Annotated in this window: 16 protein-coding genes; 8 read left to right on the forward strand and 8 right to left on the reverse strand. The window is 42.1% G+C overall.

Translation table 11 applies throughout. The features are described from left to right. Nucleotides 1-105: 105 nt before the first annotated feature. The 3 genes from EXN75_RS09730 to EXN75_RS09740 all read right to left on the reverse strand — a co-directional run bounded on the left by EXN75_RS09730 (nt 106) and on the right by EXN75_RS09740 (nt 4995). Nucleotides 106-1965: a SusC/RagA family TonB-linked outer membrane protein gene (locus EXN75_RS09730; RefSeq protein WP_408005948.1), complete on the reverse strand. Its 1860-nt coding sequence runs from the start codon at nt 1963-1965 to the stop codon at nt 106-108. A gap of 122 nt (nt 1966-2087) precedes the next feature. Next, nucleotides 2088-3455 (reverse strand): glycoside hydrolase family 28 protein, encoded by a 1368-nt coding sequence (locus EXN75_RS09735; protein ID WP_134843654.1) that lies wholly within the window; start codon nt 3453-3455, stop codon nt 2088-2090. A gap of 211 nt (nt 3456-3666) precedes the next feature. Further along, entirely contained in the window at nt 3667-4995 is a 1329-nt protein-coding gene (locus EXN75_RS09740) for an inositol-3-phosphate synthase (RefSeq protein ID WP_118117279.1), read from the reverse strand. Between the two features lie 354 nt (nt 4996-5349). Here EXN75_RS09740 and argR point away from each other — a divergent pair, with 354 nt between their 5' ends. The 7 genes from argR to EXN75_RS18655 all read left to right on the forward strand — a co-directional run bounded on the left by argR (nt 5350) and on the right by EXN75_RS18655 (nt 11608). Continuing rightward, nucleotides 5350-5826 (forward strand): arginine repressor, encoded by a 477-nt coding sequence (gene argR / locus EXN75_RS09745; protein WP_022110423.1) that lies wholly within the window; start codon nt 5350-5352, stop codon nt 5824-5826. Nucleotides 5827-5915: 89 nt separating this feature from the next. Beyond that, entirely contained in the window at nt 5916-6521 is a 606-nt protein-coding gene (locus tag EXN75_RS09750; protein WP_118117278.1) for a GNAT family N-acetyltransferase, read from the forward strand. Between the two features lie 79 nt (nt 6522-6600). Next, nucleotides 6601-7803: an argininosuccinate synthase gene (locus tag EXN75_RS09755; protein WP_187349085.1), complete on the forward strand. Its 1203-nt coding sequence runs from the start codon at nt 6601-6603 to the stop codon at nt 7801-7803. Nucleotides 7804-7806: 3 nt separating this feature from the next. After that, nucleotides 7807-8808 (forward strand): N-acetyl-gamma-glutamyl-phosphate reductase, encoded by a 1002-nt coding sequence (gene argC / locus EXN75_RS09760; RefSeq protein ID WP_134843656.1) that lies wholly within the window; start codon nt 7807-7809, stop codon nt 8806-8808. Between the two features lie 109 nt (nt 8809-8917). Further along, a complete protein-coding gene (locus tag EXN75_RS09765) occupies nt 8918-10060 on the forward strand; it encodes an aspartate aminotransferase family protein (RefSeq protein WP_022121129.1) in 1143 nt (380 codons plus the stop codon). 540 nt (nt 10061-10600) lie between these two features. Continuing rightward, nucleotides 10601-11329, forward strand: coding sequence for an Ig-like domain-containing protein (locus tag EXN75_RS09770; RefSeq protein WP_134843657.1), 729 nt, complete (start codon nt 10601-10603; stop codon nt 11327-11329). Between the two features lie 21 nt (nt 11330-11350). After that, nucleotides 11351-11608 (forward strand): type IIL restriction-modification enzyme MmeI, encoded by a 258-nt coding sequence (locus EXN75_RS18655; protein ID WP_408005950.1) that lies wholly within the window; start codon nt 11351-11353, stop codon nt 11606-11608. Nucleotides 11609-11670: 62 nt separating this feature from the next. Here EXN75_RS18655 and EXN75_RS09775 read toward each other — a convergent pair whose 3' ends face one another. The 5 genes from EXN75_RS09775 to EXN75_RS18240 all read right to left on the reverse strand — a co-directional run bounded on the left by EXN75_RS09775 (nt 11671) and on the right by EXN75_RS18240 (nt 15858). After that, nucleotides 11671-12039, reverse strand: a complete 369-nt coding sequence (locus tag EXN75_RS09775; RefSeq protein ID WP_167639488.1) for a HepT-like ribonuclease domain-containing protein — start codon at nt 12037-12039, stop codon at nt 11671-11673. Further along, nucleotides 12023-12286, reverse strand: coding sequence for a nucleotidyltransferase family protein (locus EXN75_RS09780; RefSeq protein WP_246031356.1), 264 nt, complete (start codon nt 12284-12286; stop codon nt 12023-12025). The genes EXN75_RS09775 and EXN75_RS09780 overlap by 17 nt, the downstream gene beginning before the upstream one ends. 187 nt (nt 12287-12473) lie before the next feature. Continuing rightward, nucleotides 12474-14600, reverse strand: a complete 2127-nt coding sequence (locus EXN75_RS09785) for an outer membrane beta-barrel family protein (protein WP_134843659.1) — start codon at nt 14598-14600, stop codon at nt 12474-12476. 353 nt (nt 14601-14953) lie between these two features. After that, nucleotides 14954-15556 (reverse strand): hypothetical protein, encoded by a 603-nt coding sequence (locus EXN75_RS09790; RefSeq protein ID WP_134843660.1) that lies wholly within the window; start codon nt 15554-15556, stop codon nt 14954-14956. A gap of 134 nt (nt 15557-15690) precedes the next feature. Continuing rightward, complete coding sequence (locus tag EXN75_RS18240) at nt 15691-15858, reverse strand: KilA-N domain-containing protein (protein WP_246031357.1); 168 nt, start codon at nt 15856-15858, stop codon at nt 15691-15693. 261 nt (nt 15859-16119) lie between these two features. Between EXN75_RS18240 and EXN75_RS09800 the strand changes: the two genes are divergently transcribed. Continuing rightward, nucleotides 16120-16488 carry a LytTR family DNA-binding domain-containing protein gene (locus tag EXN75_RS09800; RefSeq protein WP_134843661.1) on the forward strand — a complete coding sequence of 123 codons (369 nt, stop codon included), beginning with the start codon at nt 16120-16122 and terminating at the stop codon, nt 16486-16488. Nucleotides 16489-16490: the final 2 nt, after the last annotated feature.

Below are 16490 nucleotides of genomic sequence, written 5' to 3' on the forward strand. Positions count from 1 at the left end.
AGTTTTGCTTGTCTTCTTTTCGCAACACTAAGGTAAGTGAAAATTCTGACATGGCAAAATCCTGGGCAACTTTTTGTTGCTCAGGCACTTATAAATAATGTTAAACTATAGTGTTGCGGAATTAAGGAAGTTATCGAAGATGTGCTGGTTCTGCATAAACTTCTCCTCAGTGATATTCCAAGCAGCAGATACAGAAGGGAAAGTTCCCCAACGATTGTTCTTGCCGAATACCGAAGAGCCATCACGACGAATGGTTGCCTGAAGCATATATCGGCTATCAAACGAGTAATTCACACGACCATAGAAAGAGATGTTACGTACCTTCTCCAAATAGCCGCTCTGAACGGAGTTCTGAACGCCCAAGATGGTTTGTGCGTATGACATATTATACCATCCAAGATCATCATTATAGTAACCTTCAACACTGAGACCGAATCCATCGTTATTCTTCTTTTCTTCCCAAGAATAACCACCCATCAAGCCCCACTTGCTCTTTCCGACCTTGAAATCGTAGTTGAGATAAGTCTCAAAAGTCTGTTCACGACCAAAATAAGTATTACGGGTAGCCTGACCATTCTTGTTGCCAATACCCTCCAACTGAGAGTTACGGGTATTATAGGCACTATAAGTACTTTGATAATTACTCCAAGAATAGTTGACACTCCAAACGAATCCCTTCCAAAGTTCGAGGGCGGTCTTACCAACAAACTGGTTACGTTTCCAGACTGTCTCAGACTTATTTTCCTCCATCAATGCAAGAGGGTTATAGTTCTTGGAGCCAGAGCCTACGGTCCATGTTCCATCCGCATTTTTGATAGCATTAGTAGGAGAATAATAGTTCATGGCATCAAGCACAGATGCACCCTCATTGCCAGATGGTACGCCAAAGTGTTTGCCATACATCATATTCGCACCAATAGAAACCGTAAGGTGGTCTTTCAATGTCTTGGTTGACACAAGAGAACGGACATTGAAACGGTCAAAGCCTGTCATCTTGATGACACCCTCACGCTTTCTGAGATCGGCACTAATCATATAATTAGTAGAACCATTTCCACCACTAATGTTTACATTATGATTATGACTTATACCTGTACGAAGCACCTCGTCTTGCCAATCCGTATTGGCGCCACCATCCTTGAGAGTTATATTGTTGTCCTTTGCATACTGACGCAAATCATCAGCTGTACACACATCATATTTCTTCAGAATATTATCAAAAGCCACATAGCCATTGTAAGAGACATTGGTTTTCTCCTCAGCACCCTTCTTGGTAGTAATGATGATTACACCATTGGCAGCCTTGGAACCATAGATGGCCGTAGCTGTAGCGTCTCGAAGAACGTCAATAGACTCGATATCTTCTGGAGACACAATAGAAATATCAACTCCAGGGATTCCATCCACAACATAATAAGGTGACATGGCACCCGTACGGAGAGTAGAAGCACCACGAAGGGTAATGGTAGGAGAGCCGTTAGGATCGGCAGTAGAAGAAACCACCAAACCCGGAACCTTTCCCTGAAGCATCTGACCTGGGTCTGTAAACACACCTTGGTTCAAATCTTCTGCCTTCACAGTAGTAATTGAAGAGGTTACATCTTTACGACGCATCGTACCATAACCAACCACTACCACTTCATTCAGAGCAGTATTGTCTTCTTGCAAAACAATCTGACTGTTAGAACCGGCCTTTACAGTCTGTGGAGTAAAACCTATATACGAAATTTTCAACTTTGCACCAGGCTTCACATTCAGTTTGTAATTACCATACATGTCGGTAACTGCACCATTCTGCGTACCCACCTCTAAAACAGAAACGCCGATAAGAGGCTCGCCATTGGCATCCTTCACGGTACCACTGACATTACTCTGTGCAAACGTGAGCGAACTCACCAATAAAAGGGCGGAAGAGAACAAGACACGTCTCATGTTACTTCCAATAGTCTTTTTTACTATTTGCATAACCTATTAGATTTTAGTTATAATTATACGGTGCAAAGGTAATGATACCTTATTACGCCGGAGTTAAGTTCTGATTTCATTAGAATGAAAGAACCACAGAAACCGTTTTGCATATAGAAATATTAATCATCTATGCCGAAAGTCTTTCCACCATAGTTGATCTTAGGATCTGCAATTACTTTCAGGTCATCTACCTCCACATTGGTGGCTTGTTCCACATAGACTCCATATACCTTATTATATATAAAGCCCTCACCACGACATGGACGCTTATCATAGACGCCGCCATCGTAAGAAGTCACTTTCTTCAGATTCAAATGAACATTGTTGAGATAAATATCGCGAACTTTATCCTTAGTATCCCCTCCGATAAAGCACCCGTTTTCAGAAGTTGCATAAATATTATTGAAGTAAATGCGGCTCACTTCTCCACACTTACCTACGGTCTGTCCTTTAGGGAAACGCCAGTTGGCATCCTTATGATTACCATTGGCACGAGGATAAGAAGTCACATAGATAGGTTCCGCCTTTCCCCACCAGACATCACTCCAAAGATGACAATCTAAAATAATATTAGAGAAGACCACATCCGTCACAGTACCTTCATCACGATTCTGGATACCCAAACCACGGTTACTGCCCTTGATCACACAATTGTCTATCACCACATGATAGATGGAATCCATATTCTCGCTGCCTATCTTGACTGTACAACTGCGACTTTCCATCACGCAATTGGTCACTACGATGTCATGACAAGAACCATACTCCTCAAACTCACGTCGGTTTTTCAGACAAATGGCATCATCACCACTCGTAATATGACAGTTGGCAATACGTACATTCTTGCTATGATCAATATCAATACCATCACCATTGCGTATTTTCAGATTATTCAGAAGATTAATTTCATCTATCAAAGCACCATCACAGCCTATCAGATGAACTGTCCAATAGGCACCTTCACAAATCGTAATATCACGGATAGACAGATTCTTCACACCTATCAGCGTGAGGACATGAGGACGAGGATCGAAGGTTGTTACAGGTTTCAGTTCATAACTGTCAAACAACTCTGCTCCCATAAACTGAATACCATTGCCATGAATCGTACCATGTCCGGAGAAAGAAAGATTTTCTATATCCTTAGCCCAAATCCACATCATACCTTCACCTTCATTCTTACCAAAGGCACTTTTCCGATAGATGCTTTCATCAGGATTCGCTTTCCAGACGGAATGGGTCTCCAGGACTATATTGACATTAGACTTCAATTCGACTGGTCCAGAAAGGAATGTATGATTAGCAGAGAAAACGACATTGCCTCCTCCTGCTTGCGAACAAGCGTCGATGGTTTTCTGAATGGCAGAAGCATCATCTGTCACCCCATTGCCTTTAGCTCCAAAATCCACTACGAGAAAATCTTTGGCCAAAGCAACAAACGGCATTGCCAACAGCAATATCCAAAATAAAGTTATTCGTTTTATCATGAAAGTTTAGTCTTGTTTAATGTTGTATTTAGGTTCATTTATGTTGCAAATGTAAACAAAATAATTACAAGTTGCAAGTTTTTCACACATTATTTTATCAAAAGACCTCAAAATTTAACACTTTACCAGGTATAGAACATAAAAAAGTGTATCAGGCACCCTTTAGGGGTTGAGTATCTGATACACCTTGATTATATATAAAAGAGAAAAATTAATCAATCTCTTCGTCTGCTTCATAGCCACCCATCTCGCGGATTGCATTCTTGAGCATGGTATATTGCTGATACAGATTGTTGACAGCCTCCTCACCCTGTGTATAATCATGCATAGGAGCCTTGAGGAAGAAACTCAAGAAACGCTGGATACCATAACGGCCAGCACGGGCAGCAAGATCACTCAATAAGGTAAGGTCGAGCAACAATGGTGCTGCAAGAATTGAATCACGGCAAAGAAAGTTGATCTTGATCTGCATAGGATAGCCCATCCAACCGAAAATATCGATATTATCCCAGCCTTCCTTGTTGTCATTGCGTGGTGGATAGTAGTTAATACGTACCTTGTGATAATACTGAGTATCCTCATCATTACCATGACCATAGAGATCAGGCTGTACGTCTGGCTTCAGGATGGTTTCGAGAGTAGAAAGCTTACTCACCTCCTTGGTGTGGAAGTTTGCTGGCTCATCCAGTACAAGTCCGTCACGGTTGCCAAGAATGTTGGTAGAGAACCATCCGCTCAAACCGAGGCAACGAGCACCGATCATAGGAGCAAATCCACTCTTTACCAAAGTCTGACCAGTCTTGAAATCCTTACCGGCAATAGGCATCCTGGTCTTCTCTGCCAATTCCCACATTGCAGGAATATCCACTGTTGTATTAGGAGCACCCATGATAAAAGGAGCACCCTCTGTCAAGGCAGCATAAGCATAGCACATGGATGGAGCTATATGTTCACGGTCGTCAGCCTTCATCGCCTCTTCCAAAGCAGCCAATGTGCCATGAATCTTTTCATCTACTGGTACATAAATCTCAGTAGATGCTGCCCAGATCACAACGATACGGGCACAACCGTTTTTCTCCTTGAAGTCGCGGATATCCTGACGGAGAGCTTCTACCATCTCCCAACGGTTCTTGCAATCCTTCACATTGTCACCCGTCAGACGCTTAGCATAGTTCTTATCGAACGCAGCCTTCAACGGAACGATTTTCTCCAATTCATCTTTTACCGGATTAATGTCCTTTTCCTTCAATACCTCTGCATACATCGCTGCCTGATAGGCATTTTGAGGATAAACATCCCAAGTTCCAAACACGATATCATCCAATTTTGCGAGGGGTACGATGTCTTGATAATGCAAATACTGCTTGTCGGCACCACGCCCCACACGAATCTTATCATACTGAGTCATAGAACCAACAGGCTTTGTCAAGCCCTTGCGAGTCATCAACACACCGGTCATAAAAGTAGTAGCAACTGCACCACAACCTACAACCATAATACCAAGTTTGCCATCTGCTGGCTTTACATCGTTTTGTTTCATCACGTTTTGTTATAAATTTGATTATTAGAATAATGTTTGGCAAAGATACCAAAAACTTTCAATAAATAGCGGGTTTTCACATTCAATTCTCCTAAAATTTAGAAATATTAGCTTATAAAGCAGAAATTTACTACTAAAAGAATACAGAAGTGAATAAACGGATGCATACTTACAAGATTTACTGCATATTATTTCATTTTACAAGAAAGAATACGATTATACGCATATTTATGCGCTTTTAAAACAGTAATATGATATTTTATCACATATTAGTGCAATTTTATTGCAATTTATTTGGTAGTTTAGTGATATTATTGTATTTTTGCAAGCGAAATCCGAATAATAATACATCATATGAAGGTAAAGAATAGTAGAATGGAAACCCTGAAGATGCTTATCTCAAGTCAAGAGTTAAGTTCACAGGAAGAAGTTTTGAAGGCCTTGTCAAAAGAAGGTTATAAGCTTACGCAAGCCACTTTAAGCCGCGACTTGAAACAACTGAAAGTTGCCAAAGCCGCCTCTATGAATGGTAAATATGTATATGTACTCCCTAATGAAACCATGTACAAGCGAGTTTCCAATCCCCGTTCGCTCAAAGAAATGATGATGACCCCTGGATTTCTATCCATCAACTTTTCTGGAAACATGATTGTCATCAAGACTCGTCCGGGTTATGCCAGCAGTATTGCATATAACATTGACAATCATGACATTCCTGAAATCTTGGGTACAATTGCTGGAGATGACACGATTTTCCTGGTAAAGAAAGAAGATGCTTCTGAGGAAGCACTCCTGAAATCACTCGCAAATGCCATTCCAGAACTGAAGTAAGACATACGAGAACAAAATAGAATCTCATGCATATCTATGCATGCTTTTTCATATAAGATAACAAGAACATTATAATAAAAGAAAGAGAAATGGAAGAAGTTAAAGTCATGGTGGCTGATGAAAGTCACATCAAGTACATCGACACCATTCTGACTACTATCGCAGAAGCGGCAAAGAAACGTGGTTCGGGTATCGCAAAGCGTTCACCTGAGTATGTTGCCACCAAGATGCGCGAAGCTAAAGCCGTCATCGCTCTCCAAGGAGAGAAGTTCGCAGGTTTCAGCTACATCGAAACATGGGGCAACAAGCACTATGTCACCACATCAGGTTTGATCGTTCACCCAGACTTTAGAGGTTTGGGATTGGCTAAACGTATCAAAAACTTGACCTTTACGCTTGCCCGACAGCGATGGCCTCATGCAAAAATCTTCTCTTTGACATCAGGTTCGGCTGTGATGAAAATGAACACCCAGTTGGGATATCTTCCTGTCACCTTCGCCGATCTTACTGATGACGAATCTTTCTGGCGCGGTTGTGAGGGTTGTATCAATGTAGATGTCCTCCATCGTACCAACCGCAAATACTGCATCTGCACCGCCATGCTCTTCGACCCAGAGGAGCATCTTCCTATCAAACTTCCTCAGGACGTGATAGAGAGAATCCGCAAGATTGACGGTCCATCTGCAGAGATTTAAATCCTTATATATAATAAGGTATTGACAAGAATGCCAATTTAATATTTCACATTTCACATTTCACATTAATCATAAGATTATGGCAAATAAGAAAGTTGTAGTCGCTTTTAGCGGCGGTCTCGATACATCATACACAGTAATGAAGTTAACCCAGGATGGCTGGGATGTTTATGCAGCATGCGCTAACACAGGTGGTTTCTCTGCCGAGCAGTTGAAGACCAACGAGGAGAACGCATATAAGTTGGGTGCTAAGGCATACGTCACTCTCGACGTTACCCACGAGTATTACGAGAAATCATTGAAATACATGATTTTCGGTAATGTGCTCCGCAACAACTGCTACCCTATCTCTGTATCTTCTGAGCGTATTTTCCAGGCTATCGCCATCGCTCGTTATGCCAAGGAGATTGGTGCTGATGCCATCGCTCACGGAAGTACAGGTGCCGGTAACGACCAGATTCGTTTCGACATGACCTTCCTGGTGATGGCTCCTGGTGTAGAGATCATCACCCTGACCCGTGACAAGGCGCTTTCTCGTAAGGAGGAGGTTGACTATCTGAACGAGCACGGTTTCTATGCAGACTTCACCAAATTAAAGTATTCTTATAACGTAGGTATCTGGGGAACCAGTATCTGCGGTGGTGAGATTCTCGACCCAACCCAGGGTCTTCCTGAGAAGGCTTATCTGAAGCACGTTACTGCCAAAGAAGAAGAGGCTGAACTGAAGATTACCTTCGAGAAGGGTGAGATTGTGGCTGTCAACGGCGAGAAGTTTGATGATAAGATTGCTGCCATCCAGAAGATTGAGGAGATTGGTGCTTCTTACGCCATCGGTCGCGACTGCAACGTGGGTGACACCATCATCGGTATCAAGGGTCGTGTAGCTTTCGAGGCTGCGGCTCCTAAACTCATCATCGAGGCTCACCGTCTGTTGGAGAAGAGCACTTTGAGCAAGTGGCAGCAGTATTGGAAAGACCAGGTAGGCAACTGGTACGGAATGTTCCTCCACGAGAGCCAGTACCTGGAGCCAGTGATGCCGGATATCGAGGCGATGCTGACTTCTTCTCAGCGCAACGTAAACGGTACTGCTATCCTGAAGCTTCGTCCATACAGTTTCCAGACTGTAGGTATCGATTCACCAGACGATTTGACCAAGTCTAAGCTCGGTGAGTATGGCGAGATGCAGCACGGTTGGACAGCCGAGGATGCGAAGGGCTTCATCAAGGTAAGCTCTACCCCACTCCGTGTTTATTATGGTATGCACCCTAACGAGGAAAGATAAATTATGATTAGAGTAGGTATTTTAGGAGCAGCTGGTTATACAGGAGGTGAGTTGATTCGCCTCCTTATCAACCATCCTGAGGCAGAGATTGTATTCGCCAACAGCGAGAGTAATGCCGGCAACCTGGTGGCTGAGGTTCACGAGGGATTGTATGGCGAGACCGACTTGAAGTTTACCGCCGAGATGCCTTTCGACCAAGTGGATGTCATTTTCTTCTGCTTCGGTCACGGCAAGAGCGAGGCGTTCCTGAAGGAGCACAAAGTTCCGGAGAACGTGAAGATTATCGATTTGGCACAAGACTTCCGTCTTGCCCCTGAGACTGTGGTTGCTACCCAGCAGCCAACCCCAGCCGCTCACGACTTCATATATGGTCTTCCAGAAATAAATGAATCTAAGATAGCCACAGCTCAGCACGTAGCAAACCCAGGTTGTTTTGCAACTTGCATTCAACTTGGTTTGTTGCCTGCTGCTAAGATGGGCCTCATCAACAGCGATGTATCTGTCAATGCCATTACCGGTAGCACCGGCGCAGGTCAGAAGCCAGGAGCCACTACCCATTTCTCATGGCGCAACAACAACATGAGCATCTACAAGGCATTCAACCATCAGCACGTGCCAGAGATTCGTGAGAGTCTGAAGCAGACACAGGGGTATCTCGATGCTGCCATCGACTTCATCCCTTACCGTGGCGACTTCGCCCGTGGTATCTTTGCTACAGAAGTGGTGAAGACCGACAAGCCTATCGAGGAAATCGTGGCAGGTTACAAGGAGTTCTACAAGGATGCCAAGTTTACCCACTATGTGGATAAGGCGATCGACCTGAAGCAGGTGGTGAATACCAACAAGTGCCTGGTTCATGTGGATAAGTATGGCGATAAGCTTCTCATCACTTCCTGTATCGACAACCTCTTGAAGGGTGCCGTAGGTCAGGCTGTTCAGAACATGAACATCATGTTTGGTCTCGACCAGACAGCAGGTTTAAAACTCAAGCCATCAGCATTTTAGATAAAAGAATTCGGAAGAACGGATGAAAAATCATTCGTTCTTCTATCATAAAAAATAGTTTGTAATAAGATAACTCTATGAGTTGTCTTTCTTAAAACATAGATTTAACATGAAACTTTACGACGTATATCCTCTTTTCGATATTAATATAGTAAAAGGTAAGGGCTGTAAGGTATGGGACGACAAGGGTCAGGAATACCTCGACCTCTATGGCGGTCATGCCGTTATCAGCATCGGTCATTGCCATCCTCACTATGTTGAGATGCTCACCAACCAGTTGAACAACCTGGGTTTCTATTCCAACTCTGTTATCAACAAGTTGCAGGTGAAACTCGCAGAGCGTTTGGGCAAGGCTAGCGGTTATGAAGATTATCAATTCTTCCTCATCAACTCGGGTGCCGAGGCAAATGAGAATGCCTTGAAGTTGGCTTCCTTCACCAACGGCAGAACCCGCGTGCTTTCTATAGAGAAAGCTTTCCACGGCAGAACATCCCTTGCCGTAGAGGTAACAAATAATCCTAAGATCATCGCTCCTATCAATGATAATGGTCACGTAACCTATCTTCCTATCAACGATTTGGAGGCTTGGGAGAAGGAACTTGCCAAGGGTGATGTCTGCGCTTGTATCATCGAGGCTATTCAGGGCGTAGGTGGTTGCAACATGGTTACTCCTGAGTTTGCTCAGGGATTACAGGCTGCCTGCAAGAAATACGGCACCTTCCTGATTTGCGATGAAATCCAGTGCGGTTATGGCAGAAGCGGTAAGTTCTTCGCTCACCAGTGGTTGGGCATCAAGCCTGATCTCATCACCGTAGCCAAGGGTATCGGTAACGGTTTCCCTATGGGTGGCGTGTTGATTTCTCCAGAGTTTACTCCTGTATATGGTCAGCTAGGTACTACCTTCGGTGGCAACCATCTGGCATGTACTGCCGCCCTTGCTGTTCTCGATGTTTTCGAGAAGGAGAACCTGGTACAGAATGCGCATGAGGTTGGCGAATATCTCATCGCCCAGCTGAAGGAGTTGCAGAAGCGCAACAGCCACATCACAGAAGTTCGTGGTCGTGGCTTGATGGTAGGCGCCGTACTCGATATTCCTCACAAGGAAGTTCGCAGCAAGCTCATCCACGAGCAGCACTGCTTCACCGGTTGCGCCGGCACCAACATCCTCCGTATCCTCCCTCCATTGGTATTGACCAAGGAGAATGTGGATGACTTCATCGGAAGATTGGAAACCGTATTAAAAGAAGTATAAACCCATTGAGATAAGGATATAAAGAAAACACAACCCATAAAAGAAATAGGAAACACTCCTATCTTGAGCAGCAAGCCCTTTGCGGTTTGCTGCTTTTTTGTTTCCCTTATAGGAAAAGTGTTGTTTTTTGCTGCAAATATGCTGAAAATTAGCGAGAAAGCAAAACACATCACATTTTTATGAAGGACTTTTTGACAGATCAACACACTTTTATGAGGGACTTTTCTAGCTATCCATACACTTTTATGAGGGAATTTCTGCAACGTCCTTCTTGCGTGTACACGTCCTCTCGAGGGTTGAGTCGATTACAGAAGACTATGTGGTGTCAAATTGCTCCATGACCCGAATTTTTTCCTCCCAAAAGAGTGAGTTTCTCAGATTTAATTTGTAACTTTGCCATGTCATATCAGAGTTTTGCTTGTTTTCTTATCGCAACACTAAGATAAGTAAGAATTCTGACATAGCAAAGCCCCGGACAACTTTTTGTTGATCAGGCTATTAAAAGGTTTAATTTACAATAGTGTTGCGGAATTAAGGATTATGAAAATATATCGTGTATTAGGTGTTATCTTAGTCGCGTTATGCTTCTTTGCATGTAATAGCAATAAAGAAAATGAGTATGAGTATCAGCCTCTGACTATAGATAATTACGCAGAGGTATCCTTGGGTGATACGACAAATCTCATAATAACTGGCGGAAGTGGAAACATTGTTGTTGAAGGAAACGACAAGGTGGACATTTCTACAGATCAGAATGACAAACAGAAAATCACTCTTATCGGCAAGGAAATAGGCACTACTAACATCTTCGTACGAGATAAAATCACGAACGAGTCATGTAGCATTGAGGTAAATGTGATTCTCCCATATCTTACATTGAACTTTGAAATAGAGAAAGAAAACCACCTCAATATAATTCCACATAGCTTATTCGCTTTGGTTGCAAGTGAAGATAGTATATGTTACGTTTTTAGCTATAATAACATGCAGTTTAAGTACAATGACATACCAATGATGAAAGGAACATACTATATATCTCAAAATGGGACCATGTTGTCTTTCGACTTAAAAGGAGAAAATAGTACCTTCGAACATACCTTTAAGGTAAAAAACGATAATGTTGCATACCTTCTGTCAAACATGTCAAGCATAAGCACGCTACCGAAAACCTATTTAACGGCAAGTTTTACTGACGTAGAAACGGGCACTGACTTTCCGCATGTATTCATAGGAAATAAGTTCCGCAAGAATTTACCCAAACGAGAGTAGAAGCTCGTATAACAGTATTGAATTAAATGCAAACGTGTTTCTTCCAAAAGACGAAAATATGTACCAATGGGATTCATAAAGGCAGGGACAATCGTTACAGACCGCGTACAAATAATTCCAGCAGCCAGCCTTTATCACAACTGTTCAAGAGGTATACGAAACCGCATTAACAGTCACAACCCTTGCCACATAGCCATTAGGCAAAGATGGCATATCAACTACCTCTTTAACTGGATGCTCCTTAAGGAACTCCTCCCAGGTGGTATGAACTACTTTTAATTTATTGTTCTCTTTCATATCTACAAGCGCTTAATATAAATCAGTATAGAAGAACAAGTTCATTATTCCCCACAATAATGTTCCCAATCTGTCTCGTTCAGGTATTTCTCCACTTGAGCCTTGATTTCGGGAATATTCTCTTTTGCTGTTGCCCAAAGAATACGAGGCAACACCTGCGAATAACCATGCACCAAAACATGGCGCATACCTTCCACCTGTTTCCAAGGAATCTCCGGGTGACTTGCCTTGAATTCCTTGGTCAGCATATAAGCAGCCTCGCCTACTATCTCTACATTTTTCATCGTTGCAAAATAGACTAAAATATTTGAGGAAAACTCCTCAAACTCTATCCCATCAATGATTTTGAGTACGTTGGAAGAATACTCCACAATATCTTCCAGTCTTCCTTTATCCCTAACTAGCTCTCTCATATACCAAGATTTTATCTCGTTCCACACTCTCCTGAGCATACGGACGCAAAGAGCCATCAACTACCAAGTCAACTTCACGACCTAGCAGTTGCTTCAAATCCTCATACATTCCTCCATGAGTAAGCAAAGTAAACGAACCATGCTCAAAATCGGGGACAAAGAGAATATCTATATCGCTCTGAGCCTTTTCTTCACCACGAGCAAAAGACCCAAAGATCCATGCCTTCAACACAGGCTTCCTAGACATATAATCATGGATTATACGTATAATTTGATATCTATCCATATTTACCTCCTCATTTTAAATAGTAATCACGCTGCAAATATACACCTTTTATTTTTTATCTCCAAACATTCCTGCCTAAAAGTGCAAACCTACCTCAAAAGAATAATCTTAAATGTCTCTACTTTCGAATAAAAGTAACAAAAGATATTTATAGTCGATTCAGCTCCGCATTGCCGGCACCAGTTCCCTTGTACTTGCTACGTGTGGTATTGAACTTATAGCGAAGGGTGAGTTGCAGGTCTCTCGTACCTCGCTTAGATACTTGCAAGAGTTCCATCTTCTGGTTATAGAGCAAGTCGGCATCCCAACATTTATAAAGCAGGTCGTTACCTTTTATTTCCAAGGTAAGGGCATCCTTTAGGAATGACTTGCTGATGCTGACATCAAGTACATGCTGCTCTTTGGCAAGATATACGTTCATCGTGTTACCCTTGCTCTGATAGCGATAATCCACGTTAAGAGTGATGCCGCATGGCAAGGAGAAGGCATTGTTGAAGTTGCCCATGAAAATAGGACGATTCAAGCGATAAGATGCCACATCAGTATGGAGGGTGAACCAGGGCTTCTGCAAGCCCAAGTTGATTTGCGGCGCCCAAATGCCTATCTTTGGAGCGGCACTGATGAAGGCGGTCATGCTCTTGAGGCTCTTCACGTTCTTACGACTTATCATGGTAATAGCTTCGTTCCCAGGCATTTGCTCTGCCCAATAGATGATGGCATTGCGAGAGTCCTTGTAGTTGACCATAAACTGGATGAACTTCCATACACCCGATAACTCCACTCTGTGATTGGTTTCGTTGTCGAGATAAGGATTACCTGTTTGGCGAGTAAATCGATTCATATAAGATACATTGTTGCTCAGTTGACTATATGAAGGACGAGAGGTCTTTACCGAATAGCTCAACTGTGCCATTACCTTACCTATCTTCGCACCATAGCTGATGGTAGGAAAGAGGTTGCGGAAGGAGCGACTCTGCTCGGGCTGATAGATGCCTGCATCATAATACTTGAATCTTACATACTCGTATCGCAATCCCGCCGTGATGTTTCCTATCGGGGTGAGGCGCGCATATTGGATGAATGGACTTGCCGTCTGCTCCTCCAACTTGCTATAAGAGTTGGCGAGGAGGTCGGTGCGATTCACTTCGTAGTCATCGTTGCGACGGGTATGGATATACTCAGCTCCATAGGAGAGATTACCGCCTAAGAGAGGAGAGGTAATTACGAGTTTGGTAGCTACCATCTTATTGCTCACACGATTCTTGGAGTTGATGTTACGAGAATCGTGCTCCTGGCTCTGTTCATCGCTATAGGCATAAGCCCTGTTTGTACTGAAATAGAGGTCGGTATTCAGATCAATAGTGGTCTTGCCCAATGTGCCGTTGTAGTAGGCATTCAATTGATGGCTAGGGTTGTTCTTGTCGACCGTCAGACCATCGGTTTTGATATAGTCGTAAAACTTACCGTCGGCTGTCACCTGACTATCGAAAAAATCTTTTGAGCGAGAATAGCCTGGCGAAGTCAAGGTGTATCTCGCACCAATGGAATGATTGGCATTGAAATCATAGCTAAAACCACTGATAAGACGGTGCGATTCAATGCGACCTGTTACTTCGTTGTTGTTATGCTGTTGCCAAAGCGTATCGACATGTACAGTCTGTTCGTAGGTGGCCTTTTGCATCCATGTTGCATCAAAGAACTTATAAGTGGCAAAGAGATTCAGTCCATTATGACGATAGTTCATGTTAACCTGTTGGATGGTATTGTCGTGCTTATTATACCAATACACAGAGCGAGTATCAAAGCCGATACCTTCGCCTTTCTTCTTGATGGTCTTGATTTTGATTACTGCATTTACCGAAGCATCGTAGGTAGCTCCTGGATTCTGGATGACTTCCACACTCTTGATGTCGGAAGATTTGATGTTATCCAACTCACTGAAGTCTTGCATCTTCCTGCCGTTGATATATATAATAGGTGTACCCTTGCCGACCACCTCATATCCATCTTTCTTCTTCACGATACTCGGCACATGCTTCAATACATCTTCTGCCGTACCCATCTTGCCAAGCACGGTTCCTGCCACGTTGGTCAGCAGTCCTTCGTGGGTCTTCTTATATTGAGGAAGATGAGCTTTCACCACCACTTCGCCAAGTTCTTTGGAGAACTTATCAAATAGGGTCGTGTCGGAAATCTGTTCGCCGTTGATGTTCTGTGCCATCATCTGTGTTATGGTAATGCCACAGAAGGATGCTACTAATGCAAGTCTTTTCATTTTCTTACTATTCTTTATGTTGTTACTATTCTTATTTGTAGCAAAATAGCAAGGCAACGGCTATGCCAAAAACATAAGCGACTGATTATCAGAATATATAGAAAGAAAGTCCATAAAAGGACCTGTCTAAATACTTGACACTGCTGTCTATTTATTAGACAGAAAAGCCATCAAAAAGGTTGCGATGCGACATCATCTCCTTCATATACTCATGGTATTATTATTGTATTCTTGCAGCAAAAGACTGAAAAACAATGAGATAGCAAAATTTATCACATTTTTATGAGGGACTTTTTAGAAGATTAACACACTTTTATGAGGGACTTTATGCTTTTTTTGTCATCAAACCAAGACTACAATCTGACATTTTCGTCTTTTGCTGTATCTTTTTGTATTTCAATTGGCTCTATTTCCAACTGATCAAAAATTATTTTATCTGAATTGCAAATTTCATTCTTGAATTTAGAGATATTTTTATTAGAAGCATTATTCAAATATACGACAATTCTATTTTGAATAGGTCTGATACCAACAGCAACCCACCCAATTTCGTCTCGCAATGCGGCTTTCTTGGCAAAAGAGACTTCTAATTTAGCGTGTAATTCTTTTAATTCTTGAAGAGAATAAGTACAAGATACAAATGTCACATTTGAATCTGTGCCTAGTCTTTTCTTTATATCTTCTATTCCTTTTGGACTTCCATTTTTGACCATGACAATAAGTTTATTTGCCTTAACATATGAGCCTCCAAAATATTCTGGTGTTATTATGTCATCAGATGTTGTGTTGTTTTTCCTTACTGCAACATTTGCATAAGAATCATATAACTTTTCATTAAGTTGTTCTATGTTGCTTGCATAAGAAGGACTACACTTATTACTATTCTCTGCACAAGAAGAGATAAATCCTAAAAGGATTAAAGAGAAGATTGTAAAGTATAAATTCTTACTATTCATAGTTGATAAAATTTAATAATACTACAGCATGGGTTAGTTCCACCCATCGAGTCGGACTCATCGTAAAAGCATTTGAGCCCGCTTCTTTCAGGGGGGCGAATTCGCCCCTTAAAATTAGGGTTGTTCAACTGCTCTCAAAGTTCTAAGTACTCCAAGGTGTTTTTGGAACGCAACCAATTCTTTACCACATCTTTGGGCTCAATGGTATTCTTCTGCCTTGCTATATCGGTAATGCAGATGTAATCAACACCATCTTTGGTAAGTGTTTTTTTCGTTTGGTTTCTTACAATAATCTTTGCCATAAGATATTTGTTTTTGCATTCATTCTTAGATTTTTGCGTTGTCGGTTTCCCGATTGCGAATGCGAATATACGAAGAATATCGCTAAAATGGGAACAAAAGAATAAAAAACGGATGAAATTCTGACATAAAACTTGTTTTTCTCTTATTTTATGGGTTAAATACGTACTTTTACAAAACAAAGCCATAGGTCCACAAAAAACACGATACATCCAGCCATACATTTTAAATATTATGCTTATCTTTGCACCAAACTTATCAGTATGGAAGAATATCTCATCATATCAAATGCCAACTTCTTACTCAGAGTGGCTTCCGAACAAATAGCATACGTCTGTTCGGAAGGAAGCTATTGCAATCTTCGACTCACCAACGGCGATGAATACACCTTCTCGTTCAACCTTGTGGTCTTTGAGAAGAAAATAGTAGAGCAACTTGCCCAAACGGTACACTTCTTCGCCCGTGTTGGCAGAAACTACATTATTAATAGTCAGCATATTTTCAGCATCAACCTCAACACTTCAGAACTAGTTTTGTACAACGAACGGTTTAGCGAGAAATTCACCCTGCACGTCAGCAAGGAACCACTCAAACAATTAAAAGCACTTTTAGACAATTCCATAAAATCGTAAAA

The sequence above is a fragment of the Segatella hominis genome (genome assembly GCF_004535825.1).
Lineage (GTDB): Bacteria > Bacteroidota > Bacteroidia > Bacteroidales > Bacteroidaceae > Prevotella > Prevotella hominis.